The sequence below is a fragment of the Aggregatibacter segnis ATCC 33393 genome, assembly GCF_900476035.1.
In the GTDB taxonomy this organism is placed as follows: Bacteria; Pseudomonadota; Gammaproteobacteria; order Enterobacterales; family Pasteurellaceae; genus Aggregatibacter; species Aggregatibacter segnis.
This window is the reverse complement of the sequence record NZ_LS483443.1, coordinates 1741820-1767488: the sequence shown is the minus strand read 5'-3', so window position 1 is coordinate 1767488 and position 25669 is coordinate 1741820. Positions and strand designations below refer to the sequence as shown.

The following is a 25669-nucleotide window of genomic DNA, read 5'->3' as shown; positions in this document are numbered from 1 at the left end:
TGATTCCATAAAATAATTTTTTTAGGCCTGTGTAGCATAGCGCAATCAGATTTCTTTTTTCAAATGAAAAGGCGTGTATTTGTGAAGTTATCACAGCACTGTTGGCGTTGTGCTAAGCAGGTTAAAAACAAAATAACGGATCAAGCGTACTTAATCCGTTAAATTGATACTAAAAGAAGATTATTCTACTTTTAATTGTTTGCCGTCATAGCTCATGGTTTGAACAGATGTTAATGCTTTGCCGCCTTCTGTTTCACCGCCGATGAGCAATACTTTGTTGTCATAAGACACGGCAACACCGTAACCGATACCTGCAGGTAATTCACCGACAATTTTCCATTTACCGTTGTTAAGGGTGTAAATGTCTTTATGCCATGCTTTGCTCAAACCTTTGTGAGCATGGAGCATGCCTTCTTTGAATTGTTTTACAGAACCTGGGAAGTTTGCACCGCCGGTGACTAAGTAATGACCGTGGCTGTAACCTGCCATCGCACCTGCTAAACCATCTTGGCTTTGACCTTTTGGTGCCGGTAAATCAGGTAAGTTTTTCCATTGAACGCCTTTCGCAGTGAATTTACCGGAATGGGTTTCTGCCGTACGCAAGCCCGGTTTGATTTCACCGTTCACGACAACTAAATCATCACCTTGAATGGTAAATGCTGCACCGGCACGACCGGAGAATGGTACGCGACCTTCATTGCGCCATTTGTTGGTAGATGGCTCATAGCTTAACAATTCGGTTGTGAAGAAATAGTCTTCCGGACGTTGTTCAAAATATGCTTTGGCAATTTCGTCTTTTTTCGCCTTGTCTTCACCTGCAGCAACAGTGTCTTGGAAGAAACCGTTGAAAATAGACAAGTTAGAACCGCCCACGATATATACTTTATCACCGTGTGATGCGCCGGTAGAGCCTACTAAACCGCGTGGTGAGCGGGTTGGTAGTTTGCTCCAAGTATTATCAGCCGGGTTATAGCTGTAAGCATCGTTGACTAATTGTAATTCGCCTTTTTCATTTTTTTGTAATCCGCCGAATACATATAATTTGCCGTCAACGGCAGCTGCCACCGGTTGGTTACGGTCACCGCCCGGGAATGCAGCAATTTCTTTCCATTGCGCGTTCGGTGTTTTTAAATCTAACGCATAGAATTTGTCACCGCCTGTACCTAAGCCCACATAAACAGTATCGCCAATTAACGCACCGGCACCGCTTTTAATACCTACCGGTAAGTCAGGATAAGCAGCAGCTTGCGCTGTCGCAGCAAAAGTGGTTGCAGCAAAGAAAAGAGCAGCTAATGTTGTTTTTTGAAATTTCATAATAAACCTCGTTTTTGAGTTATTTGTTTGCTATTCGTAAACGGCTTGAATAGGTTTTTATGTTTTGAAATTACTGATGCTTAGACAGGTTTAGCAATCGTAATTTCTCTGGGTAAGCAAAGTGCGGTTGAAATTTACTGCGTTTTGCAACCGCACTTTTAGGTTCCTAAGGTATTAACAAATTCGGGATGAATGTGATGATACTTGGGAAAATGGTAATTAATACCAAGGTCACGAAAATCGGGATTAAGAATGGTAATACGCCTTTCGTTACTGTGGACACGGACATGTTACCCACGCGTGCGACCACGAATAACGCCATACCCATCGGTGGGGTTAAGATACCGATCATCATGTTCAAGGTTGTCATAACACCGAAGAACACAAGGTCGATACCGAATTGCATGGCGATTGGAATTAACATTGGCAATACAAGGAATTGTAATGCTAAGGCGTCAATGAACATACCGAGGAACAATAACAAGGCATTGATCATGACTAACACCATTAACGGAGAATCCGCCACAGCAACGAAGACGTCTGCAATACGCATTGCCACTTGTTCACGTGCGATCATGTCACCGAAGAAGGTTACGGTCATAATCATTAATGCAACAACACCGGTAATGGACATGGCTTCCACGCAGCTGTTGAAGAGCATTTTCAAAGTTAATTCTTTATACACGAATTTACCGATAATGACGGAGTAGGCAGCTGCAACCACCGCAGATTCTGTCGGGCTGAATAAACCGGAGAAGATACCGCCGATAATCAAAATTGGAGTTAAAATTGCCCAGAATGCTCTTTTGAATGATGTGCAAAGTTCTTCACGGGTCGCTTTTGGTGTTCTTGGATAACCACGTTTTTTGGAGATGTAGTAGTTCATTGCCATGAGAGCGATGGTGACTAATACCCCCGGTACGAAGCCGGCAATAAAGAGTTTTGCAATGGATTCGTTCGCGATAACACCGTAAATGATCATGGCAATACTTGGTGGAACCAATGGACCGATGATACAAGAGGCTGCAGTGATACCGCCGCAGATGTCATCGTCATAGCCTGCATCACGCATGGCTTTGATTTCCAATTGACCTAAACCACCCGCATCGGCAAGTGCAGAACCGGACATACCGGAGAATAGCAAGCTTGCACCGATATTAACGTGTCCCATACCGCCGGTGTAGTGGCCAAGCAAGGCTTTGGCAAAGTTAAAGATACGTTCGGTGATACCGCCGGTGTTCATTAAAATCCCGGTAAGAATATAGAACGGCACAGCAAGGAGTGGGAAGCTATTTAAACTCATGGTGAGTTTTTCAGAGGCCGCATTTACCACGTTCCAACGGGTCATGGAGAAGTAGAGTAGGGTAGTGATAAATAATGACCAACCTACCGGCACGCCTAAGAACATGATGACTAACCAGAAGAGCAATGCCACATAGACCGCATTGGAACCAAATTTGACATATTCGGTTACGCGTAGGACTTTGTACCAGTCAGGGGCAAGGAATAAAACGCCTAATAAAACGACCGCACTTACGATAAAGAAGGTTGCCGGTAAATAGCTTTTGTTTTGTTTGAAGTTGTCTGCTTGCGCTTGGAAGAAGCGAACGAGCATCAATACGGCAATGATTGGTAAGGAGGCATAGATCCATTTTTCAGAAATACCGCCTAACGCATCAATCGGGAAACTGGCACCTAAATAGGTTTTGATACCAAAGTGGATAAAGAAAATCACACCGAGGAAAATCACGATTTGTACGAATGTATTGGTGATTTTTTTGACTGCCGGTGGCATTAAGTTAGTCAAGAAGTCGATATAAACGTGCTCTTGTTTTCTGACGGCAACGCTAATGCCGAGCATACCGACATAAACGAACAGCAATTTGGCAAGTTCTTCACTCCAAATTAATGGGGAGTGGAAAGCTTGTCTGAATAGAATTTGCAAAACAAGAATGCAGAATATCACGAGGAATAATGCCCCACCGATCCATTCTTCGAGTTTATTAAAGATTTTCATATTCAACTCCGTTGAATAATAAAGGAGAGAAAAAGCGTGCCTGCCGAAACAGGCACACGAATAAGAGAATTATTTGCTTACAGCTTGAATTTGTTTAAGTGCTTCTTCGCCTTTCGTACCGGTTTGTTTTACAAAGTCAGCATAGAAAGGTTTCATTGCTTCTTTGAATGGAGTGAGATCCGGATATGTTACGGTTACACCTTGTTTTTCAAAGAAAGTTACTAATTCTTTTTCACCGTCAACGAATAATTTGGTGTGGTATTCTGCGGCTTTTTGTGCTGCATCACGAACAACTTTTTGTAAGTCAGCTGGTAAGTCAGCAAAGGTTTCGTTACTTACAAGATAAAGTTGGTCGTTTAAAATGTGGTTGGTCATTGCCAAGTATTTTTGCACTTCATAGAATTTTTGTGCTTGAACGGTTGCCAATGGGTTTTCTTGACCGTCAACGGAATTCGTTTGTAATGCTAGATACACTTCGGAGAATGCCATTGGTGTTGGAGATGCACCCACATATTTTGCGTACGCCAAGTTAGTTGCCGCGTTTGGTACGCGTAATTTTAAGCCTTTCATGTCGGCAATGCTGTTGATTGCACGGTTAGAGGTGGTTTGGCGTGTACCGTTATAGGCTTGGGATAATAAGGTTAAGCCTAAATCTTTGTTCATTTTTTGGATTAAGTCTTTACCGAATGCAGTGTCAAATAAAGCTTTTTGTGCCACGCTGTAGTCACTGATAACGTAAGGTAAAGCAAACACAGCCGCTTCAGGATAGAACAATTGGAAACGTGCAGATTCAGCAAAAGTGAAGTCTAACGCACCGTCTTTTAATTGTTTTAACATGGCGCGGTCGTCACCTAATTGAGAACTTGGATAAAGTGAAATTTCGATTTTGCCGTTAGATTTTTCTTTCACTTCTTTGGCAAACATTTCAGCAGCTTTGTATTCGTTAGAAGACGTACCCGCGTTCATACCAAATTTTAAATCGAAATCTGCAGCGTTTGCAGCAGAGGTCACGCCTAATGCGATTGCAGTGGCAAGGAAAAGTTTTGCTAGTTTCATAAGCTACTCCTGTAATGATAGTAAGTTAATTGATGTTTAAGAACATGGTTAGATTACAACTCGGCATCCATTCTAAAGTAAAAAAATCATTTTCAAATAGATTGTGAAGTTTTATTTCAGAAATGAGAGGTAGATCACATCATTGAAAAAACACTTCAAAAAGATATTTTAAAATGAAGTGTTGTTATCATATAATGCACGATGACAAGAATGACTGCCAAATGCAGCCGCAAATTAATAGGAGTTTTTATGTCATTCACTCAACACAAATTATCCCACCAAGAGGTTTTTGCCAAAATTCAAAATGGATTGATTGCGTCCTGCCAACCGGTCGATGATGGCCCGATGGATAAGCCGGAAATTGTTGCCGCGATGGCGCAGGCTTCTGTTGTCGGTGGAGCGGCTGGACTGCGTATTGAAGGCGTGGACAACTTGAAAGCAACGCGTCCAACAGTCAATGTGCCGATTATCGGTATTGTAAAACGCGATTTGCCGGACAGCCCGGTGCGTATCACGCCGTTTTTACAAGACATTGAAGATTTAGCGCATGCCGGTGCGGATATCATTGCCGTGGATGGCACCCATCGTCCGCGTCCTGTTGATATTGAAAGTGCGGTCAAAAAAATTCATGAAATGGGCTGTCTTGCCATGGCGGATTGCTCCAATTTAGAAGAAGGGTTGTACTGCCAAAAATTAGGCTTTGATATTGTGGGTAGCACCATGTCAGGCTACACAGGTGGTGCTGTACCGGATGAACCGGACTATCAATTAGTCAAAGATTTGAAAGCCGCAGGCTGCAAAGTTATGGCGGAAGGACGTTACAACTCGCCGGAACTTGCTAAAACAGCTATTGAGATCGGTGCTGATTTCGTGACCGTAGGATCTGCGTTAACCCGTTTAGAACATATCGTGAGCTGGTTCTCAAGTGCGGTTAATTCTGCAAATAAATAATTAAGAGGGGAAACATGATGCGTTGCTTAGCCTTAGATATCGGCGGAACTAAAATCGCCTCAGCCATTGTGTCAGGGAACCACGTGACACAACGTCAACAAATCCACACACCGCAAGAAAATGTGGTGGAGGCAATGCATCAAACGCTCGCACAATTACTTTCGGATTATGCGGGGCAATTCGATTATGTTGCGGTTGCCTCCACAGGCATCATCAATAAAGGAATATTGACCGCACTTAATCCGAAAAATTTAGGCGGACTGGCTTATTTCCCTCTAAAACAAAGCATTTCTCAGCATACATCAAAGCCCGTGTATTTATTGAATGATGCGCAGGCTGCGACTTATGCGGAATATCAACTGCAAGATAAAAATAACCTTCAAAACTTTGCTTTTATTACCGTCTCTACGGGCGTAGGTGGCGGGTTAATTTTAAACCACCAATTACTCACTGAACCGAACGGCATTGCCGGTCATATTGGACATACTGTTGCGGATCCAAATGGTCCTGTGTGCGGTTGTGGTCGAGTTGGTTGTGTGGAAGCCATCGCATCAGGACGTGCCATTGAAGCGGTTTCTAAACAATGGGACGATCTTTGCGATCCAAAAGAAGTCTTTGCCCGTTTTAGAAAAATGGATGAAAAAGCTACCGCACTTGTGTCTCGTTCAGCAAAAGCGATTGCCAATTTAGTGGCGGATTTAGTGATTGGTATGGACGTACAACATGTGGTGATTGGCGGTAGCGTTGGGTTGGCTGAAGGCTATTTGCCTTTGGTGAAACAGTATTTGGCGCAAATGCCGGAAATTTATCGTTGTCCGTTGGATGCGGCTCAATTAGGGCAAGATGCCGGACTTATCGGCGCGGCTGCATGGGCACTTACTCAAATCAATCGTTAGGAGCATTTATGGCAAAAAACGGCAGTGTACTGAATACCATTAGCTCTTTGTACCAGAGTTTAACGAAGACGGAGAAGAAAATCGCAGACGCCATTAACCGCTCGCCGGATATCGTCATGCGACACTCTTTAGCCGAGTTGGCGTCTTACTTAGATGTCGGCGAAGCCACTTTCGTGCGTTTTTGTCGTACTCTTGGCTTTCGTGGGTTTAGTGATTTCAAATTAGAGTTTTCTATTGAAGTTGCGAAAACACAAGGGGGCAAAGACAACAGTTTATTGGATACGGAAGTCACGGCAGATGATGATCCGGTGAAAATTGCACGTAAATTGCAGTCCGTGATTAATACGGTAATGGATGAAACCATTGATTTGCTGGATCTGAATCAGCTGGAGTTAGTGGTACGTTTCATTCGACGTGCGAATCGTGTTTTTATTTTCGGTGTCGGCACCTCCGGGGTGACAGCGGAAGATGCTAAAAATAAATTTATGCGTATCGGCATTCCGGTCGATGCCAGCGGTAACAATCATTTTATGTATATGCAAGCGGCATTGTTACAACGCAATGATGTGGCGATTGGCATCAGCCATTCCGGCTATTCGCAAGAAACAGCGCATGCGTTAAAAATTGCCAAAGATAATGGTGCAACGACAGTGGCATTGACCCACAGTATGCGTTCGCCTTTGACCGAACATGCAGATTTTGTGTTGGTTAACGGCAATAAGCAAGGAAAGCTGCAAGGCGATTCCATCGGTACGAAAATTTCTCAATTGTTTGTCTTGGATTTGATTTATGCGTTGATAGTCCAAGCCGAGCAAGAAAAAGCGACCCAGACAAAAGAGAAAACCCTTAATGTTATTTTAGAACAACGTATTAAATACTAAACAGGAGAAAACAATGCGTGATTTAAAAGGTATTTTCAGTGCGTTATTAGTGTCATTTAATGAAGATGGCTCTATTAATGAAAAAGGCTTACGCCAAATTATTCGCCACAATATCGACAAAATGAAAGTCAATGGTTTGTATGTGGGTGGTTCTACCGGTGAAAACTTCATGCTTTCTACCGAAGAGAAAAAACAAATCTTCCGTATTGCGAAAGATGAAGCAAAAGACCAAGTGGCGTTAATCGCACAAGTGGGTAGCGTGAATTTACACGAAGCGGTGGAATTAGGTAAATATGCCACTGAATTAGGCTATGACTGCCTTTCTGCGGTAACCCCGTTCTACTACAAATTCAGCTTCCCTGAAATTAAACACTACTACGACACCATCATTGCCGAAACCGGTAACAACATGATCGTTTACTCCATTCCGTTCTTAACCGGCGTAAACATGGGCGTAGAACAATTCGGCGAGCTTTACAAAAACCCGAAAGTGCTTGGCGTGAAATTTACCGCAGGTGACTTCTACTTATTAGAACGTTTACAAAAAGCGTATCCAAACCACTTAATTTGGGCCGGCTTTGATGAAATGATGTTGCCAGCGGTGGCTTTAGGTGTGGATGGTGCTATTGGTAGTACATTCAACGTGAACGGTGTTCGTGCGAGACAAATTTTTGACTTGACCAAACAAGGCAAACTGGCTGAAGCGCGTGAAATTCAACATGTGACCAACGATTTAATCGAAGGTATCTTAGCGAATGGTTTGTATTTAACCATCAAAGAATTGTTGAAATTGGAAGGTGTGGATGCCGGCTATTGTCGTGAACCAATGACGGCAAAAGCGACCGAAGCACAATTAGCCAAAGCAAAAGAATTAAAAGAGAAATATTTCTAATTTAATGGAAAAAGAGACCGCACTTTTCTGGTGTAGGGACAGGCGTTATGCCTGTCCTAAATTCTCTTTATGACATAAATGGGACAGGCATAACGCCTGTTCCTACAAAATGATTGTAAAGTGCGGTCACAATAAAGGAAGTTTATTATGCGCCTCATCCCTCTACATAACGAACAACAAGTTAGCCGTTGGGCAGCACGTCATATCGTTGACAGAATCAATCGTTTTAATCCCACCGAAGAACGCCCGTTTGTATTGGGTTTACCTACCGGCGGAACACCACTTAAAACTTACCAAGAACTGATCCGCTTAAACCAAGCCGGTGAAGTGAGTTTTAAACATGTGGTCACATTCAACATGGATGAATATGTGGGTCTTCCGAAAGAACATCCGGAAAGCTATCACAGCTTCATGCACAACAATTTTTTTAACCACATTGATATTCAGCCGCAAAACATCAATATTTTGGACGGCAATACGGACGATCATGATGAAGAATGTCGTCGTTACGAAGAAAAAATCAAATCTTACGGAAAAATTCATTTATTTATGGGCGGCGTTGGCGTAGATGGACATATTGCCTTCAATGAACCGGCTTCTTCGTTGAGCTCCCGCACCCGTATTAAAACCCTTACACCGGATACGATTATTGCGAACTCCCGTTTCTTTAATAATGATGTGAACCAAGTGCCAAAATATTCTTTAACCATTGGGGTCGGCACCTTGTTAGACGCAGAAGAAGTGATGATTTTGGCAACAGGGCATTCCAAAGCGCTCGCTGTGCAAGCCGCTGTTGAAGGCGCAGTAAATCACATGTGGACGGTCAGCGCATTGCAATTACATCGCCATTTTGTGTTGGTGTGTGATGAGCCGGCGTTGCAAGAGTTGAAAGTAAAAACCGTGAAATATTTCACCGACTTGGAAAGTCACGCCATTCACAGCGTGTTGTAATGTTTAGCGCAAAAGTGCGGTGAATTTTTAGATTATTTAAAGGTACGATTATGAAATATGCATTAATTAATTCCGTCATTTACACCAAAGATGAAATCCTTCGGGATTATGCGGTGGTCGTGAATGGCGAACACATTGAAGCAGTGATTCCACAAAGCGAATTGGAAAGCGGCATTAAGACCCTTGATTTAGAGGGGCATAACCTCACTGCCGGTTTTATTGACTTGCAATTAAACGGTTGTGGTGGTGTGATGTTCAACGACCAAACCAGTGTAGAAACCTTAGAAATCATGCAAGCGACCAACCTGAAATCCGGCTGCACCAGCTTCTTGCCAACCTTTATTACGGCACCGGATGAGGGCATCAAAAGTGCGGTGAAAGTTATGCGTGAATATTTGAATAAACATAAAAACCAAGCACTGGGTTTGCATATTGAAGGGCCGTATTTGAGCGTAGAGAAAAAAGGCGTACACCGTCCGGAATATATCCGTGAAATTTCACCTGAAATGAAAGATTTCTTGTGTGAAAACGCCGATGTGATCACCAAACTCACCATTGCCGCAGAAAACCCAACCATCAATTACACGCCTGATTTTGTGAAAAGTGGCATCGTGGTGTCAGTCGGTCACTCTAACGCCACCTATGACGTGGCAAAAGCGGCTTTCCGTAAAGGCGCAACTTTCGCAACGCACTTACACAATGCCATGTCGCCGATCAGTTCCGGTCGTGCCATGGGCGTGGTGGGTGCAGTATTGGATTCTGACGTTTACACCGGCATTATCGTGGACGGCGTACATGTGGATTTTGGTAATGTGCGTTTGGATAAAAAAGTGAAAGGCGACAAACTTTGTATTGTGACCGATTCTTTAGCGGCTGCCGGTGCAGGCCCTGAACTAGAAACCTTCACCTTCGTGGGTAAAACCATTTATGTGAAAGAAGGACGTTGCTATGACGGTAACGGCACGATCGCAGGTGCTTCTATCACCATGATGGAATCCATCAAAAATGCGGTGGAATATGTTGAGATTCCTCTTGCCGAAGCGATTCGTATGAGTAACCTTTATCCGGCACGCGCCATCGGTGTCGATGACCGTTTGGGTTCTGTTGAAGCCGGCAAAGTCGCTAACCTTGCGGTCTTCACGAACGATTACCACGTCGTTGGTACTGTCGTGAACGGCGAGTGGAAAGCGAATTAATCATAGCAAGATCATCGTAAGGTGCGTTTATTTGCACCTATAAAATAAAAGTGCGGTGGATTTTCCAAGTGTTTTTAACACCTCAAAAATCCACCGCACTTTTTTTATTTCTCGCTTAATGACAACGGCTACTGAGATTGTTTGACGTTGGCACCGTAATGGTTGGAATAATGTCAATGTTTGGTGAAGAGCAGTTGTTGCATTTCATTTTCGCCATTTGATTGATCACTAATCTGCCCAAAGTTTCGATATGTGCCGGAGAGGCGTTCAGCGCCGGAATGTATTGATAACTTTCACCGCCGTTAGTGATGAAATAGTCTTTATTTTCCTCAGCAATTTCTTCCAAGGTTTCTAAACAATCCACAGCAAAGCCAGGGCAAATCACTGCCACTTTCTTAATGCCCTGTGCTGCAGCGTTAGACAAAAACTCATCGGTATAAGGCTGTAACCATTCTTCTTTACCAAAACGGGATTGGAAGGTTAAACCCCATTGTTTTTCATTTAAGCCCAACCCTTGTGCCACCGCAGCTGCGGTTTGTTGGCAATGTGTGCGGTAGTAATCGCCGGTGTTTTCATAACGTAACGGAATGCCGTGAAAGGAAAACAGTAAAAACTCATCCGCCTTTAATCTCGCTTTGCAAGAATCAATTAACGCGGAAATATAGTTTTGGTTGAGCGGATAGGAATGAATAAAATCAAAGGGCACAATGCCACGTTGTTGTTTCAATGCCTCAGCAAAAGAGTCGAACACGGCTCCTGTTGTGCTACTGCTGTATTGTGGATAGAGCGGAAGTACGATGATGTGTTCCACTTTTTTATCCATTAATTTTTGCACAGCACTTGGCATGGACGGATTACCATAAGTCATACCGATTTCGATTTCCACATCCAGTTGCTGTTGTCGGAAAAAGTCGATTAAGCCTTGCTTTTGTTGTTCGGTGAACACCATTAACGGAGAACCTTGTTCGGTCCAAATAGAACGGTAGTCTTTTGCGACTCGTTTAGAACGCAACGGCAAAATAATGGCTTTAAGTAACGGATACCATTTACAACGTGGCAAATCGACCACGCGGGGATCCGTTAAAAATTGCCATAAATAACGGGAAATATCCTTAGGACTTGGTGAGTCTGGCGTACCTAAATTGGCAAGAATGACGCCGATTTTTAAATTAGTCATGTGTGATAATAGAAAGAGTTAAACGTGAAACGCAGCACAGTTTATCTTGTGCATCTCGAATGTCAATTTGCCAAACCTGTACATTTTTACCTAAACGAATCGGGCTTGATTTAGCGCAAACATAGCCTTGGTTTACAGGGCGTAAATGGCTTGCATTGATCTCTAAACCAACGACAGCCTGATTTGCTTCTACACAGCAAAAACCGGCAGTGGAAGCAACGGTTTCCGCAAGTGCCGCGGAAATGCCACCATGTAAAAATCCCATGGGTTGAGTAGTGCGGTGATCAACCGGCATACGGGCTTCCAGCCAATCATCGCCCTGTGCGGTAAATTCAATGCCTAAATGTGCCACGGCACAGTGTTGGCAGAAGTCATTTAGTTGTTGTAGCGTGAGATGTTTCTTCCAAATGCTCATGGTGTTGTTATTTCAATAAAGTTAATAAGGCTTGTACAGGGTGTTTCGGCTGATAATGGGCGAAACGCTTCACTTGGCTACGACAGGAATAACCGGTTGCTAAGCAGAAGTTCGGATCTTTATTTTGCAGCTTTTTCTCCCATGAGGCTTCATAAATGGCTTTTGACATGTCGATATGCTGGGTTTCGTGCCCGAAAGTGCCTGCCATGCCGCAACAGCCGACACTTTCAACCTGCAACTGCTGGTCGAAAGCGGCAAAAATGTGTTGCCATTCTTTGCCACTGTTTGGCATCGCAGTCGTTTCTGTGCAGTGTGGGAATAAATACCACTGATGCGACTCAAAAGTGCGGTCGGTTTTTTCGGTGTTTTGTGCGGATAACAAGATGCCGTTATCCAACTGTTGCTTGAGCCATTCGTGGGCGGTCAGCACATGGAAATTACCGCGCTCAGCACCAAGAATTTCTTTATATTCGTCACGATACGACAACACAATGGCGGGATCCACACCGACCAAAGGCATACCCAGTTTTGCCATACGATTAAGGAACTCAGCCTGATTTTTTGCGGTTTTGGCAAAACGGGTTAAAAAGCCCTTAATATGTTGTGCTTTGCCGTTGGGTTTAAATGGTAATACCACCGGCTTAAAGCCCAGTTTTTGCGTTAACGCCACAAAATCGGCAACGACTTTGGCATCATAATAAGAAGTAAAAGGATCTTGTACGATAAGCAAAACACGTTGTTTTTCCACCGCACTTAAACTTTCTAATTGCTCTAATGAGGCGTTTTGATGGCCAAGTTGAATGAGTTGTTGTTGCAGATTGGGTGTCGAGAGCAACGGTAAATCCGTCATGCCCAAACATTTTTCTGCCACTTTTTGACTAAATTTAGTCGCTGTAAAATAATTAAAGAGCTTCGCTTGTTTTGCCATTAGCGGCGCAACGTATTCCACATTGGACACCACATAATCTTTGATGGGGCGCAGATAACGTTGGTGGTAAAAATGGAAGAATTTGGCGCGGAAGCTCGGTACATCGATTTTAATCGGACATTGGCTGGCACAGGCTTTACACGCGAGACAAGTATCCATTGCCGCCTTCACTTCATGAGAAAAATCGTATTCGCCACGGTGTTTTTGATAGCTGTTTTGGATTTTATGCACAATATCCGTGAGTTTTACCGTGGATTGCTTGAAATCCAATTGCGCCGGGGTAACTTGCTCGTTCGCTAATAAACGCAACCATTCACGCACCATGGCGGCGCGGCCTTTCGGTGAAAAAATACGATTTTTACTCACTTTCATAGACGGGCACATGGTACTGTGGACATCAAAGTTAAAGCATAGGCCGTTACCGTTACAATTCATGGCTCCGATAAATTCTTCTTTCATTTGAACAGGAATTTGGCGGTCTAAATCGGCTCGCATTGGCGATAAAATGGAATAAAGTGCTTGTTCGCTGTTTAATGGCGTGCAGATTTTCCCTGGATTGAGGCGATTTTGTGGGTCAAATAAGAATTTGATGTAACGTAATTCACGCCATAATTCGGGCGTAAAGAATTTTTCGCCGTATTGCGAGCGCATTCCTTTACCGTGTTCGCCCCAAATTAATCCTCCGTATTTGCGGGTGAGTTCTGCCACTTCGTCAGAAATCTGTTTAAATAATTTGACTTGCTCGGGATCGCACAAATCTAACGCCGGGCGAACGTGTAACACGCCCGCATCCACATGGCCGAACATGCCGTATTGCAGATGATGGCTATCTAATAAAGCGCGAAACTCGGTAATGTAATCCGCTAAATTTTCCGGCGGCACACAAGTGTCTTCCACAAAAGGAATGGGTTTTGCCGCGCCTTTTGCATTGCCAAGCAACCCTACGGCTTTTTTGCGCATGGCATAAATTCGTTCAATAGATGGCAAATGATCGCAAACTTGATAGCCGATAATATGATCTTTGCCTTCAGCAATTTTTTGATCTAATTGTGCACATAACTGCGCCACTTGTTTTTCAATTAATGCCTGATGATTGCCGGCATATTCCACAATATTTAAGCCAAGAATCGGATGTTGTGTGTCTTCTGTTAACAGTTCTTTGACGGAGTGCCAAATAATGTCTTGTTTTGCCAAATTCAGTACTTTGGAATCTACGGTTTCTACAGAAAGTGCATTGGCTTTGACCATAAAAGGCGCGTTGCGCAATGCCGCATCAAAAGAATTGTATTTAATGTTAATTAATGTGCGATGTTGTGGCAGCGGCATTAAATCTAACGTGGCTTCGCAAATAAAAGCAAGTGAGCCTTCAGAACCTGTCAAAATGCGGGTTAAATTGAATTCGCTTAAATCATCGTTAAACACATTTTTTAAATCGTAACCGGTCAGAAAACGGTTCAATTGGGGCAAATCATTCAGGATTTGTGAGCGTTTGTCTTTGCAACGTTGAAAAATCTGTTGATGGATTTTTTTCACATTGGCAGAGAGAGAGCTTTCTTCTGTATAGCGAAAAACGTCGTCAGATTTGACCGCACTTGTCTCTAAAATTTCGCCATTGATGAGCACAGCGCGTAAACCGAGCACGTGGTCGGAGGTTTTCCCGTATTGTAAAGATCCTTGTCCTGACGCATCCGTATTGATCATGCCGCCTAAGGTGGCGCGGTTACTGGTGGAGAGTTCCGGCGAGAAAAATAAACCGTGCGGCTTTAGAAATTGATTAAGCTGATCTTTCACTACGCCGGCTTGCACGCGCACCCAACGTTCTTTTACGTTGAGTTCTAAAATTTTCATCATGTGGCGGGATAGATCAACAATAATGTTATTATTGATAGATTGCCCGTTCGTACCGGTGCCACCACCACGTGGCGTAAACGTCAGCGAAAGGTATTTTTCCTGTTGTGCGAGTTTCGTTAGACGAACCACATCAGCAACGCTTTTCGGAAATAAAATCGCTTGCGGAAGCTGTTGGTAAACGCTGTTGTCGGTAGCGAGGCTAAGACGATCGGCATAATTTGAGGCAATGTCTCCTTCAAAATGTTGCAATCGTAACGCATCTAAATAATCACTGACTAATGGAGAAAGTTGAGGGATATTCGTTAAGCGGGGTAGCATGTTGCACCACTCTATATTGGTTAATGTTTGTTTGGGATTAGGTGGAGTAAAAAGTAACCAAAGTTTAACATAGAAAATCATTTGATAAATATTAAATTTATTGAAGAAATATTGAGATGGGGTTGCAAAATAGACAAAAAGAATGTTTAATTGCTTAAAATTTAAGCAAAAAGAAGTCTATTTGTTTGATTTTATGTTATTTCAGTAGGATAATGCCGCAACTTTTGAGGGGAGTTGGATATTTCTCATCAAAAGAAATAGGAAAACTTCAATCCTATTTGAAACAACATCTTAAGCTAGAAATTGTAAAAAATTTCACTTTTAGAGGTAAACGGTTTAAGATGAAGGTGACACAAGTTCTTGTGTCGGTTTTCAGCTATATCAGCTGATACTTGTTTTAAAATAGATGACTAAATTAAAGAGGATCATCAAAATGAAAAAAACTGCAATCGCATTAGCTATCGCTGGTTTAGCAGCAGCAACAGTAGCACAAGCAGCTCCACAAGCTGACACTTTCTATGCCGGCGCAAAAGCTGGTTGGGCATCTGTACATCACGGTCTTAACCAATTTAAAGATGAACCAGGTCAAACAGTTAGCCGTAACTCTGAAGCTTACGGTGTGTTCGGTGGTTATCAAATCACTGATAACTTGGCTGTTGAAGCAGGTTACGAATATTTCGGTCGTGCTAAAGCTAAAACCAACGGTGAACAACATTTTAGACACACAGCACACGGTACTACTTTAGCACTTAAAGGCAGCTACCCGGTATTAGCTGATTTAGATGTTTATGGTCGTGTTGGTGCAGCATTAATCCGTAGCGATTATAAATTTACTGATGGTAGTGATGTTGAGAAATACCACAACCTAAAAGTATCTCCGGTATTCGCAGCGGGTGTTGAATATGCAATTCTTCCTGAATTAGCATTACGCGCTGAATATCAATGGGTTAGCCGTGTAGGTAACTTAGGCAAAGCTGAAAGAAAAGCTGGTGTTGACTCAGATGTTCGTTATTCCCCAGATATCGGTTCTGTAGCTTTAGGTTTATCTTACCGTTTCGGTCAAGGTGCACCAGTTGTAGCGCCTGAAGTTGTAAACAAAACTTTCAACTTGAACTCTGATGTAACTTTCGCATTCGGCAAAGCTGACTTAAAACCACAAGCACAAGGCGTGTTAGATGGTATCTACGGCGAAATCGCACAAGTTAAGAGTGCAAACGTTAAAGTTGCAGGTTACACAGACCGTATCGGTTCTGACGCTTACAACCAAAAATTATCTCAAAAACGTGCTGAAACTGTAGCTAACTACTTAGTTGCTAAAGGCGTTTCTCAAAACGCTATTTCTGCAACTGGTTACGGTAAAGCAAACCCAGTTACTGGTAACAAATGTGACGCAGTTAAAGGCCGTAAAGCGCTTATCGCTTGCTTAGCTGATGACCGTCGCGTAGAAATCGCAGTTAGCGGTACTAAATAATTAGCATTTTGTTAATTATTTTCAGATAAAGATAAAAAAGACCTAAACCTATGTTTAGGTCTTTTGTTTTTTTAGCTCGGTTTAATTATCGTAAGAGGAAAAAAATGAAAAAATGGCTTGTTCTGATTATTGTTGCCGTTGTTGCAGCGATGACTTTGATTCCAAGTTATAACGGCTTGGTTGCTGCGGAAGAACAAATTAATTCCGTATGGGCAAATGTAGAATCGACTTATCAACGTCGTTCCGATTTGATCCCGAATTTAGTGAATACCGTAAAAGGCCAGGCAAACTTTGAAAAAGAAACCTTGACCGGTGTTGTTGAAGCGCGTGCCAAAGCAACGCAAACCAAAATCGATCCGTCTAATTTAACGGAAGAGCAATTAACCCAATTCCAACAAAGCCAAAATGAAGTCGGTTCAGCTTTGTCTCGTTTATTGGTCAGCGTAGAGAATTACCCTGAGTTGCGTGCGAACGAAGGCTTTATGAACTTACAAGCGCAATTGGAAGGTACCGAAAATCGCATTAATGTCGCGCGTAATAAATTCAATGAAGCGGCACGTGAATACAACCAAAAAATTCGTACTTTCCCAACCAAAGTGGTTGCGATGATTTTTGGTTTCAAAGAAAAACCTTATTTCAAATCTGTTGCTGGTGCTGAAAATGCGCCGACAGTGAATTTTAACTAAACGGACAATAAGGTGGCGCGATGCCATTATTTGCAAAAATCTCGATAGATAAAAAACAGCTTGAGGCGGCAATTGCCCGCCTTGAGCGACAAACCTCCGCCGAGTTTCGGATTTTTATCGAACGAAAAATACCGTCAAAACCGACCGCACTTTCTGTTTATGAACGTGCGTTGGCTGTTTTTTCACAACTTGAAATGCATCAAACGGCAGCGCGTAATGGCGTGTTGATTTATATTGCCTATGGTGATCGTCAATGCGCAATTATCGGTGACGTCGGTATTCATCAGTATGTGGGCGATGATTTTTGGCAAACAGAATGTGCCCGCATGATTGCGCATTTTAAACAAAAGCAATATACGGAAGGTATTTTGGCTTCGATGCAGAAAATTGGTGAACACTTAATTCAGCATTTTCCGGTTCAACCGGACGATCAAAATGAACTGGATAACGAGGTGATCATTCATGATTAAACGCGTATTTGGTTTATTGAGCTTAAAAAGTGCGGTCATTTTTTTCTGCATTTTTATGGCGACGACTGTTTCTGCCGTTACCTTTCCTGATTCCCCAAAACCTTTCCGTTATGTGAATGACTACACGAACACCTTATCGGAAAAGCAGCTTGGCGTATTAGAAGCTAAGTTGGTAGCCTATGGCAAAGAAACCAGTTCGCAAATTGCGGTGGTGATTGTGCCGACGACCAGTGAATATGAGATTTCTCAATATGCCTTTGAATTAGGCGATAAATGGGGTATCGGGCGGAAAAATCTGAATAATGGTGTGTTGTTACTCATAGCGAAAGACGATCGAAAATTGTTTATTGCGGTGGGACAAGGCTTACAAGGCGTATTGACCGATGCCCTTGCATCACAAATTATTCGTAACCAAATTCGCCCTTATTTCCGTAACGAGCAGTATGCCCAAGGCATCGATAATGGCTTGGATTACATTATTGCTGCAACTAAAGGTGAATTTGCCGCACAAGCCGAAGAAGAGAATGATTTTGGGGATTTTGTGCCCTTTATCATGTTAGCGCTGTTTATTTTGATTGTCGTGATGGCGGAAATGAACAGTCGCCGACCTTATGTCTCGCCAACCAATAATCACGTGCTGAATGACGTATTGCGAAAATCCATGTCAGATCGTCGTCGTAACGGCAGAGATGGTGGTGGTTTCGGTGGTGGCTTTGGCGGAGGCGGTTTCGGTGGTGGTTCCGGAGGCGGATTCGGCGGAGGCGGCTTTGACGGCGGTGGTGCCGGTGGAAGCTGGTAAATAACGTAGTAAAACGCTCGACTTTTATTTGTGGCAACTTGGGTTTGTGATACAATGCGCGCGTTTTCTCATTCAATGAATACAAGGAACATTATGGAAACTCTAGATAAAATCAAAAAACAAATCAGCGAAAACCCGATTCTGATTTACATGAAAGGCTCGCCAAAATTCCCATCTTGCGGTTTCTCTGCTCGCGCGGTAGAAGCCTTAATTAACTGTGGCGTACCCTTCGGTTATGTGGATATTTTGCAACATCCGGATATTCGTGCCGAATTACCGGCTTACGCCAATTGGCCTACATTCCCACAATTATGGGTAGAAGGCGAGTTAATCGGCGGTTGCGACATCGTGTTGGAAATGTTTCAACAAGGTGAACTTAAAACCTTATTAGAAGAAGTCGCAGCAAGACATCCACAAGCATAAAAACGTTTTGAAATACAACCGCACTTTGGTTTCCCCAAGTGCGGTTTTTTGTTGTCTGCCTCAGGGTAAATTTGATGGCTTATGCTATAATTCTCCGCAAATTTTTACCGCACTTTAGGATCAATATGTCGCTTCAATTCAATATGATTGCGTTACTTTTAGTGGTGTTAATTTTGCTTGGCATCCTTAGCCACAATAGCGCCATCACGATCTCCGCAGCCGTGTTACTGATCATGCAGCAAACGCTTCTCGCGAAATATATTCCCTATTTGGAAAAATACGGCTTGAGCATTGGTATTGTGATTTTAACCATCGGCGTCTTGAGCCCGTTAGTTTCCGGTAAAATTCAGCTTCCCGGCTTGTCGGCTTTTGTCAGTTGGAAAATGTTTGTTGCCATTGCGGTGGGTGTCTTGGTCGCGTGGCTTGCTGGCAAAGGTGTTCCGCTGATGGGCGAACAACCTGTCTTAGTGACAGGCTTAGTCATCGGCACTATCATCGGTGTTTCTTTTCTGGGCGGTATCCCTGTTGGACCACTTATCGCCGCCGGTATTTTGGCATTACTTATAGGAAAATTTTAAATGAAAAACAAATGGTTATTTATTGCCGCCTTGAGCGGTTTTTTATGTGTAACGATTGGCGCTTTTGCTGCTCACGGATTAAGCAAGGTTTTAGATCCTAAAGCGTTAGCGTGGATTGAAACCGGTGTGAAATATCAAATGTTCCACACCATTGCTATTTTAGCGATTGGCATTTTGCAATTGTGCCGTGAATCATTGGTTGCAAACAAAATAGTTAATCTTGCTGCAGGTGCTTGGGCATTTGGCATTCTTCTCTTTAGCGGCAGCCTCTATGCACTTGCGCTTGGCGCAGGCAAATTCCTGGTTTGGGTGACACCTATCGGCGGTACATTATTTTTAATCGGCTGGTTTTGTTTAGCTTACAGCAGCTTAAAAAAGTAAATTAGTATGAAAAATAGAACGGTAAAGCACGAATTAACCCCTTTACAACAATCCCTTTTTTCTCAATTAATTGACATTATGTTGGTGGATAAACGCCGTTTATCCGCCCGCATTCACGGTATCGGCAAGATTAAAAGCCAAGAGGCGCAGCAAGCCGTTGCGGCTGAAATCCAACAGCAAATTGAACAAGCAAGATTACGTGTAGAACAACGGAAAAGTGCGGTCAAAAATCCAATCGTTTTTCCGGAAAGTTTGCCGGTTAGCCAACGCAAAGCAGAAATTGAAAAACTGCTTTCCGAGCATCAAGTGATCGTGGTGGCGGGGGAAACCGGTTCGGGTAAAACCACGCAGTTGCCGAAGATGTGTTTGGAGCTAGGATTCGGCAATCTTGGCACAATCGGACACACTCAACCGCGCCGTATTGCGGCACGTTCTGTGGCGGCTCGAATTGCCGAAGAATTGCAAACAGAGCTTGGCGATTTAGTGGGGTATAAAGTCCGTTTTAATGATCAGATTAGCGACAACACCCAAATCAAGTTGATGACGGACGGGATTCTGCTTGCTGAAATTCAAAACGATCGTTTCCTCAATCAATATTCTTGTTTGATTATTGATGAAGCCCACGAACGTAGCCTAAATAACGATTTTATTCTCGGTTATCTGAAACAGCTTCTGCCACGTCGCCCGGATTTAAAAGTCATTATCACCTCCGCCACCATTGATGTGGAACGTTTTTCTAAACATTTTAATAACGCGCCGATTATTGAAGTCTCGGGCAGAACTTATCCCGTGGAAGTGCGTTATCGCCCTGTTGCGGAAGACGACGATCAAGATCAGCTACAAGGCATTCTCAATGCGGTGGATGAACTGCAAGCAGAAGGGCGCGGCGATATTTTAATCTTTATGAACGGTGAACGGGAAATTCGCGACACCGCTGAAGCCTTGCAAAAGCAAAATCTAAAACACACGGAAATCCTACCGCTCTTTGCCCGCTTGTCTGCGCAAGAACAAAATAAAATTTTCCACCCGAGCGGATTAAATCGCATTGTGTTAGCCACCAACGTGGCGGAAACCTCGCTCACTGTGCCGGGGATTAAATATGTGATTGACCCCGGCACAGCGCGCATTTCTCGTTATAGCTACCGCACCAAAGTGCAACGCTTGCCTATTGAGCCGATTTCACAGGCCTCAGCCAATCAGCGGAAAGGGCGTTGCGGACGGGTGAGCGAAGGCATTTGTATTCGTCTTTATTCGGAAGAGGATTTTAACAATCGCCCGGAATTTACCGATCCTGAAATTCTGCGCACCAGTTTGGCTTCCGTTATTTTGCAAATGACGGCGTTGGGTTTAGACGACATTGAAGTGTTCCCCTTCGTAGATGCGCCGGATAAACGGCATATCCAAGATGGCGTGAAGTTGTTGGAAGAGTTGGGGGCGTTTGAAACCGTTCAAACCAAATCGGGTGAAAAACGTCGATTAACGACAATCGGTCGCCAACTTGCTCAACTCCCGGTCGATCCGCGCCTTGCTAAAATGCTTCTAAGTGCGGTCGATTTTGGCAGCGTTTATGAAGTGATGATTATTGTCTCGGCGTTATCCATTCAAGATCCGCGTGAGCGCCCAACCGAAAAACAACAGGCTTCCGATGAAAAACATCGCCGTTTTGCCGATAAAAAATCGGACTTCTTGGCATTCTTGAATCTTTGGCATTATGTGCAAGAACAGCAAAAAGAATTAACGAAAAACCAATTCCGCCGCCAGTGTCAAAAGGATTTTTTAAATTATTTGCGCATTCGCGAATGGCAGGATATTTATCAACAAATTCGCCTTGCCGTGCGTGAAATGGGCTTGCCGATTAATTCGGAAAAAGCCGAATATCAGCAAATTCACACCGCACTTTTAAGTGGCTTGCTGTCGCATATAGGCTTAAAAGAAGCGGAGAAACAACAATATCTCGGCGCGCGTAACGCCCATTTTGCAATTTTCCCTAATTCTGTACTTTTCAAAAAACAACCGAAATGGGTGATGGCGGCAGAGTTGGTGGAAACTTCCAAACTTTGGGGCCGCATGGTGGCTGAAATTGAACCGGAATGGATTGAGCTGCTCGCCGAGCATTTAACGAAAAAATCCTATTCTGAACCACGCTGGTCGAAATCTCGCGGAGCGGTGATTGCCGATGAAAAAGTGAGCCTGTATGGCGTGCCGATTGTGGCAGCCCGACCAGTGAATTACGGCGCTATTGACCCAAGAGTGAGCCGTGAGATCTTTATTCAATCTGCCTTAGTGGAGGGAGATTGGAATACCAAACATAAATTCTTCAAGCAAAATCAGCAGCTGATTCGTGAAGTTGAAGAATTGGAACACAAAAGCCGTCGCCGCGATATTTTGGTGGACGAGCGCACGCTTTTTGAATTTTACGATCAGCGTATCGGCACAGAAGTTGTCTCCCAAAAACATTTTGATACCTGGTGGAAAAAGGCGGAAAAACAAGATCCCGAGCTGCTTAATTTTGAACGTTCTTTCTTGATTAACGATGATGCGGAACAAGTGAGCAAGCTGGATTTTCCGAATTTCTGGCACCAAGGCAATCTGAAACTCAAACTGACCTATCAATTTGAACCGGGTACTGATGCGGATGGTGTGACCGTGCATATTCCGTTGCCATTGCTTAATCAGGTCGAAATGACGGGCTTTGATTGGCAAATTCCGGGTTTGCGGGAAGAACTGGTGATTGCGCTGATTAAGTCTCTGCCGAAATCGTATCGCCGTAATTTCGTGCCTGCACCCAATTATGCCCAAGCCTTTTTAGGGCGTGCCGCGCCGTTGGAAAAGCCGTTATTGGATACGCTAATTTATGAATTGCGTCGCATGACGGGTGTCACCGTAGAGGCGGAACATTGGCATTGGGAACAAATTCCAAGCCATTTAAAAATGACGTTCCGTGTGGTGGATGAAAACGGCAAGAAAATTGCCGAGTCCATGAATTTAGACGAGCTGAAATTTAGCTTAAAAGATCGTGTGCAAGAAAGCATTTCTGCCGTGGCGGACGATGGCATTGAGCAAAGCGGACTGCATATTTGGAGTTTTGCGGAGTTGCCACAATGTTACGAACAAAAACAGCGCGGTTTCAGTGTGAAAGCCTTTCCTGCCATTGTGGACGAAAAAGACGCGGTGGGCATTAAACTGTTTGAAACGGAATTTGAACAAGCGGTGGCAATGCAGCAAGGTTTGCGCCGATTATTGCTACTCAACGTGCCATCACCGATTAAATATCTGCATGAAAAATTGCCGAATAAAGCCAAATTGGGGCTGTATTTTACGCCATTTGGGCGCGTGTTGGATTTAATTGATGACTGTATTGCCTGTGCCGTGGATAAACTGATTGCCGATTTTGGTGGCTTTGTGTGGAACGAAGAAGGCTTTGATAAGCTACGGGATTTCGTGCGTGAAAACGTTAATGAAGTCACCGTGGATATTGCGCAAAAAGTGGAGCAGATCCTTACGCTCACACACCAGCTCAACCAACGCCTCAAAGGCAAAATGGATTTCACCATGGCATTCGCCCTGTCTGATATGAAAAGCCAAATCGCCGGTTTGATTTATCAAGGCTTTGTGCAAAAAAGCGGCTATGCCCGCCTACCGGATTTGCTCCGTTATCTGCAAGCCATCGATAAACGCATGGATAAACTGGCTCAAGATGTGAATCGCGATCGTGCCGCTATGCTGCGCGTGGAACAAGTGCAACAAGCCTACCAACAACTTCTTACCAAACTGCCAAAATCCAAACCGATTTCGGATGAAGTGGCTGAAATTCGCTATATGATAGAGGAATTGCGGGTGAGTTTATTTGCGCAGCAGTTAGGCACGAAGTATCAGGTGTCGGATAAGCGGGTTTTAGGGGTTATTCAAAATATAGAGTAAGATATAGTGATCAACCACAGTATTTTTCCCCTAATCAAGCCTTAGTTTATCGTGGGAGAAAGGCGATGAATGTGGTGTTGGACGTGGTGTTGCGGGGAGATGCTTTATTAATATTGTTTAGTTAACTAAGGAAAAGTTAGCAGATGAGCTATAATGAAAGATAGTATTTTATGTTGATCAGCCTAAGAATGGTTGTATTTGGTAAAATAAAAAAATTGCCTAAGAAATATTTGCTTTGAAGAGGACATTGCAGATGAATAATATATTGCATTTAAAGAAATTTCATTTTGAACAAGTCAAAGGTGTCGGCACGATTGAAGCGGAATTATTTCCTAATCAACGGGTTTATACTTTTATTGGGGAAAATGGGATTGGAAAGACAAAGTTTTTAGAAAGTCTGTTTGCTATATTGCTATTTACGAACAAACAAGCAACGGAAACAGATTCTTATATACAGCATTCATTAATTCCTTTTAAATCTGCGACCATCAATAATATTTCTTTCAGTTTTAATAAGAATAATGGTTTTTCTTTGGGGAATCATAATTATGCATTTATTTCGGCTATGCATTCTCATCCGGTCGTTTATTTATCTGCACAACATCGCGGTGCGATAAATGAGAAAATCTATGAGCATGAAAGAGGAAACGTTTCTAAATTAGGTAATAAATCTAAACGACAAAAAGGGTATTTAGAGTATTTATTGACAAGTTTTAATGGAAATCCACAACATCTAAAAAATTTGAATATGGATTCTAATATTGAAGAATGGATTGTTCAGCGCGCTTTATCTTCAAATCCTTATCAGTCTAAAGAAGATAATCGAGAGATTGAAATTAAAACGTTATTGTCTTTATTAAATAAAGTAGATCATAGAATTGATAAAGATTTCCTCGAAATATCAGGCGATAATCGAGTTTTTCTAAAAATAGAAAATCAAAAACGAGAAATTTCAGAGCTTTCCAGTGGTTTTACTTCTATTTTAAAAATTATCCAATCAATTATTGCTGGATACAGTTATTTCACTAATGAGCTACAGATTGCAAATGTTCCCGGTATAATCTTAATTGATGAAATAGAAAGCCATTTACATAATAAGTGGCAAGTGAATATTATTCCTTTATTAAAAAAATTATTCCCTAAAACAATCTTTTTTATTACCACTCATTCACCTATTGTAATTAGTCAATTAAAGACCGGTGAAGCCTACCGCTTGAAACGTTGTGAAAATGATGGTGTTGTGTATGCTGAACTTATTGATTACCCAAGTAAAGTTTCTTTCATTGATTTATTAAATGATGCTTTTGATGTAAATTTAAATCGATTAAAAGTTCAAAGAGCTCAAGAAGAAGGGCAACAGGAGGCGAAAAAAAACTTGTTAAAATTGGTTCAACAGGAATTAGCTAATTTGGAGACTAAATAATGAAAGGTTATTTATTAGATACAAATTATTTAATTTATTTAGTGGATCCAAATACAAACTTAAGTAAAAAAGCGGAAGTATTACAAGATTTAGCATTAAAACTTGAAGATCCTGAAACTTTATTGTTTTTGACACCATTAATTCGTTATGAGGTTTTACGTGGTGTAGAATGGGATAATATTGAAAAATTAAATACGTTAAAAAATGCTTTAAAAGAATTTCAGGTAATTGATATTAATGATGATATTTCTGATTTAGCTCGAAATTTATTTCGTTTGGATAAAGCAAATCAAAAAACAGGAAGTAAAAAGGTTATTGAAAAGTATCAATTTGATATGTTTCACTTTGCAGCAGCAAAAGAAAATAATTTAGAAATTTTATCAAAAGATCGTGATATGAGTGCAATCGAAAATCTATTTGAGAAAATTCAGGCGATAAGATGATTTCTGTAATCTCTCCGAGATGGTGCACGTTTCCTAATGTGTGCCTTTTGCAAAAATATCAGCCCCAAGATAGCGCAAGCGTCCACGCTTGTGCTTATTTGGTCCAAGCGAGGACGCTTGAACCATCGTTCTGTTTTTAGAAAGTGCGGTCATTTTCCTCATCGTTTTTTATTTGCGTCTTGTATCTTCGATTTAAGAGGTGAATCGGGAGATATGCGTATCATAGATTGA

22 protein-coding genes are annotated in these 25669 nt (G+C 42.6%); 16 read left to right on the top strand and 6 right to left on the bottom strand.

Going from position 1 to position 25669, the window contains the following annotated elements; all coding sequences use genetic code 11:
- Positions 1-180 precede the first annotated feature (180 nt).
- From DQN58_RS08645 to DQN58_RS08635, 3 genes are all read right to left on the bottom strand, one after another.
- Positions 181-1314, bottom strand: coding sequence for an N-acetylneuraminate epimerase (locus DQN58_RS08645; protein WP_006718751.1), 1134 nt, complete (start codon positions 1312-1314; stop codon positions 181-183).
- A gap of 166 nt (positions 1315-1480) precedes the next feature.
- Positions 1481-3331: a TRAP transporter large permease subunit gene (locus tag DQN58_RS08640; RefSeq protein WP_006718750.1), complete on the bottom strand. Its 1851-nt coding sequence runs from the start codon at positions 3329-3331 to the stop codon at positions 1481-1483.
- Positions 3332-3400: 69 nt separating this feature from the next.
- Positions 3401-4387 carry a sialic acid TRAP transporter substrate-binding protein SiaP gene (locus DQN58_RS08635; RefSeq protein ID WP_006718748.1) on the bottom strand — a complete coding sequence of 329 codons (987 nt, stop codon included), beginning with the start codon at positions 4385-4387 and terminating at the stop codon, positions 3401-3403.
- 249 nt (positions 4388-4636) lie between these two features.
- Between DQN58_RS08635 and DQN58_RS08630 the strand changes: the two genes are divergently transcribed.
- The 6 genes from DQN58_RS08630 to nagA all read left to right on the top strand — a co-directional run bounded on the left by DQN58_RS08630 (position 4637) and on the right by nagA (position 10154).
- On the top strand, positions 4637-5338 hold the full coding sequence (locus DQN58_RS08630) for an N-acetylmannosamine-6-phosphate 2-epimerase (RefSeq protein ID WP_032997925.1): 702 nt from the start codon (positions 4637-4639) through the stop codon (positions 5336-5338).
- Between the two features lie 17 nt (positions 5339-5355).
- Complete coding sequence (locus DQN58_RS08625; protein ID WP_032997924.1) at positions 5356-6234, top strand: N-acetylmannosamine kinase; 879 nt, start codon at positions 5356-5358, stop codon at positions 6232-6234.
- 8 nt (positions 6235-6242) lie between these two features.
- A complete protein-coding gene (locus tag DQN58_RS08620; protein WP_032997922.1) occupies positions 6243-7115 on the top strand; it encodes a MurR/RpiR family transcriptional regulator in 873 nt (290 codons plus the stop codon).
- Positions 7116-7128: 13 nt separating this feature from the next.
- Positions 7129-8007, top strand: coding sequence for an N-acetylneuraminate lyase (nanA, locus tag DQN58_RS08615; protein ID WP_006718741.1), 879 nt, complete (start codon positions 7129-7131; stop codon positions 8005-8007).
- 147 nt (positions 8008-8154) lie between these two features.
- Positions 8155-8958, top strand: a complete 804-nt coding sequence (gene nagB / locus DQN58_RS08610; protein ID WP_006718739.1) for a glucosamine-6-phosphate deaminase — start codon at positions 8155-8157, stop codon at positions 8956-8958.
- Positions 8959-9008: 50 nt separating this feature from the next.
- Complete coding sequence (gene nagA / locus DQN58_RS08605; protein ID WP_006718737.1) at positions 9009-10154, top strand: N-acetylglucosamine-6-phosphate deacetylase; 1146 nt, start codon at positions 9009-9011, stop codon at positions 10152-10154.
- 115 nt (positions 10155-10269) lie between these two features.
- Here nagA and hemH read toward each other — a convergent pair whose 3' ends face one another.
- Genes hemH through ydiJ form a run of 3 tightly spaced genes read right to left on the bottom strand, consistent with a single transcriptional unit; the run spans position 10270 to position 14843 of the window.
- Positions 10270-11331 (bottom strand): ferrochelatase, encoded by a 1062-nt coding sequence (gene hemH / locus DQN58_RS08600; protein ID WP_006718735.1) that lies wholly within the window; start codon positions 11329-11331, stop codon positions 10270-10272.
- A complete protein-coding gene (locus DQN58_RS08595) occupies positions 11324-11746 on the bottom strand; it encodes a hotdog fold thioesterase (RefSeq protein WP_006718733.1) in 423 nt (140 codons plus the stop codon). The genes hemH and DQN58_RS08595 overlap by 8 nt, the downstream gene beginning before the upstream one ends.
- Before the next feature lie 7 nt (positions 11747-11753).
- On the bottom strand, positions 11754-14843 hold the full coding sequence (gene ydiJ, locus DQN58_RS08590) for a D-2-hydroxyglutarate dehydrogenase YdiJ (protein WP_032997921.1): 3090 nt from the start codon (positions 14841-14843) through the stop codon (positions 11754-11756).
- A 433-nt stretch (positions 14844-15276) separates the two neighbouring features.
- On the opposite strand from ydiJ, the gene ompA reads away from it, so the two are divergent.
- The 10 genes from ompA (at position 15277) to DQN58_RS08540 (ending at position 25438) form a co-directional block, all read left to right on the top strand.
- Entirely contained in the window at positions 15277-16314 is a 1038-nt protein-coding gene (gene ompA, locus DQN58_RS08585) for a porin OmpA (RefSeq protein WP_032997919.1), read from the top strand.
- A gap of 104 nt (positions 16315-16418) precedes the next feature.
- Positions 16419-17000: a LemA family protein gene (locus tag DQN58_RS08580; protein ID WP_032997917.1), complete on the top strand. Its 582-nt coding sequence runs from the start codon at positions 16419-16421 to the stop codon at positions 16998-17000.
- A gap of 20 nt (positions 17001-17020) precedes the next feature.
- On the top strand, positions 17021-17470 hold the full coding sequence (locus tag DQN58_RS08575; RefSeq protein WP_006718723.1) for a TPM domain-containing protein: 450 nt from the start codon (positions 17021-17023) through the stop codon (positions 17468-17470).
- Positions 17463-18269, top strand: coding sequence for a TPM domain-containing protein (locus DQN58_RS08570; protein WP_006718722.1), 807 nt, complete (start codon positions 17463-17465; stop codon positions 18267-18269). The genes DQN58_RS08575 and DQN58_RS08570 overlap by 8 nt, the downstream gene beginning before the upstream one ends.
- 93 nt (positions 18270-18362) lie before the next feature.
- A complete protein-coding gene (gene grxD, locus DQN58_RS08565; protein ID WP_032997916.1) occupies positions 18363-18692 on the top strand; it encodes a Grx4 family monothiol glutaredoxin in 330 nt (109 codons plus the stop codon).
- Between the two features lie 125 nt (positions 18693-18817).
- Positions 18818-19270, top strand: a complete 453-nt coding sequence (locus DQN58_RS08560; RefSeq protein ID WP_032997915.1) for a DUF441 domain-containing protein — start codon at positions 18818-18820, stop codon at positions 19268-19270.
- Complete coding sequence (locus tag DQN58_RS08555) at positions 19271-19651, top strand: DUF423 domain-containing protein (RefSeq protein WP_006718713.1); 381 nt, start codon at positions 19271-19273, stop codon at positions 19649-19651.
- Positions 19652-19657: 6 nt separating this feature from the next.
- Positions 19658-23572, top strand: coding sequence for an ATP-dependent RNA helicase HrpA (gene hrpA / locus DQN58_RS08550; protein WP_006718711.1), 3915 nt, complete (start codon positions 19658-19660; stop codon positions 23570-23572).
- Between the two features lie 253 nt (positions 23573-23825).
- The gene (locus DQN58_RS08545) at positions 23826-24995 is read left to right on the top strand and encodes an AAA family ATPase (protein WP_006718709.1); all 1170 of its coding nucleotides are present in this window, start codon (positions 23826-23828) and stop codon (positions 24993-24995) included.
- Positions 24995-25438 (top strand): type II toxin-antitoxin system VapC family toxin, encoded by a 444-nt coding sequence (locus DQN58_RS08540; protein ID WP_006718707.1) that lies wholly within the window; start codon positions 24995-24997, stop codon positions 25436-25438. Before DQN58_RS08545 ends, DQN58_RS08540 begins: the two co-directional genes overlap by 1 nt.
- Positions 25439-25669: the final 231 nt, after the last annotated feature.

What these genes read in the sequence shown, in the direction of transcription:
- grxD (WP_032997916.1), top strand. Translation starts at nt 18,363, where the DNA reads ATGGAAACTCTAGATAAAATCAAAAAACAAATCAGCGAAAACCCGATT.
- DQN58_RS08575 (WP_006718723.1), top strand. Translation starts at nt 17,021, where the DNA reads ATGCCATTATTTGCAAAAATCTCGATAGATAAAAAACAGCTTGAGGCG.
- DQN58_RS08545 (WP_006718709.1), top strand. Translation starts at nt 23,826, where the DNA reads ATGAATAATATATTGCATTTAAAGAAATTTCATTTTGAACAAGTCAAA.
- DQN58_RS08570 (WP_006718722.1), top strand. Translation starts at nt 17,463, where the DNA reads ATGATTAAACGCGTATTTGGTTTATTGAGCTTAAAAAGTGCGGTCATT.
- DQN58_RS08580 (WP_032997917.1), top strand. Translation starts at nt 16,419, where the DNA reads ATGAAAAAATGGCTTGTTCTGATTATTGTTGCCGTTGTTGCAGCGATG.
- DQN58_RS08595 (WP_006718733.1), bottom strand. Translation starts at nt 11,746, where the DNA reads ATGAGCATTTGGAAGAAACATCTCACGCTACAACAACTAAATGACTTC.
- DQN58_RS08560 (WP_032997915.1), top strand. Translation starts at nt 18,818, where the DNA reads ATGTCGCTTCAATTCAATATGATTGCGTTACTTTTAGTGGTGTTAATT.
- nagB (WP_006718739.1), top strand. Translation starts at nt 8,155, where the DNA reads ATGCGCCTCATCCCTCTACATAACGAACAACAAGTTAGCCGTTGGGCA.
- ydiJ (WP_032997921.1), bottom strand. Translation starts at nt 14,843, where the DNA reads ATGCTACCCCGCTTAACGAATATCCCTCAACTTTCTCCATTAGTCAGT.
- DQN58_RS08645 (WP_006718751.1), bottom strand. Translation starts at nt 1,314, where the DNA reads ATGAAATTTCAAAAAACAACATTAGCTGCTCTTTTCTTTGCTGCAACC.
- hrpA (WP_006718711.1), top strand. Translation starts at nt 19,658, where the DNA reads ATGAAAAATAGAACGGTAAAGCACGAATTAACCCCTTTACAACAATCC.
- DQN58_RS08555 (WP_006718713.1), top strand. Translation starts at nt 19,271, where the DNA reads ATGAAAAACAAATGGTTATTTATTGCCGCCTTGAGCGGTTTTTTATGT.
- DQN58_RS08620 (WP_032997922.1), top strand. Translation starts at nt 6,243, where the DNA reads ATGGCAAAAAACGGCAGTGTACTGAATACCATTAGCTCTTTGTACCAG.
- ompA (WP_032997919.1), top strand. Translation starts at nt 15,277, where the DNA reads ATGAAAAAAACTGCAATCGCATTAGCTATCGCTGGTTTAGCAGCAGCA.
- nagA (WP_006718737.1), top strand. Translation starts at nt 9,009, where the DNA reads ATGAAATATGCATTAATTAATTCCGTCATTTACACCAAAGATGAAATC.
- DQN58_RS08625 (WP_032997924.1), top strand. Translation starts at nt 5,356, where the DNA reads ATGCGTTGCTTAGCCTTAGATATCGGCGGAACTAAAATCGCCTCAGCC.
- nanA (WP_006718741.1), top strand. Translation starts at nt 7,129, where the DNA reads ATGCGTGATTTAAAAGGTATTTTCAGTGCGTTATTAGTGTCATTTAAT.
- DQN58_RS08540 (WP_006718707.1), top strand. Translation starts at nt 24,995, where the DNA reads ATGAAAGGTTATTTATTAGATACAAATTATTTAATTTATTTAGTGGAT.
- DQN58_RS08630 (WP_032997925.1), top strand. Translation starts at nt 4,637, where the DNA reads ATGTCATTCACTCAACACAAATTATCCCACCAAGAGGTTTTTGCCAAA.
- hemH (WP_006718735.1), bottom strand. Translation starts at nt 11,331, where the DNA reads ATGACTAATTTAAAAATCGGCGTCATTCTTGCCAATTTAGGTACGCCA.
- DQN58_RS08635 (WP_006718748.1), bottom strand. Translation starts at nt 4,387, where the DNA reads ATGAAACTAGCAAAACTTTTCCTTGCCACTGCAATCGCATTAGGCGTG.
- DQN58_RS08640 (WP_006718750.1), bottom strand. Translation starts at nt 3,331, where the DNA reads ATGAAAATCTTTAATAAACTCGAAGAATGGATCGGTGGGGCATTATTC.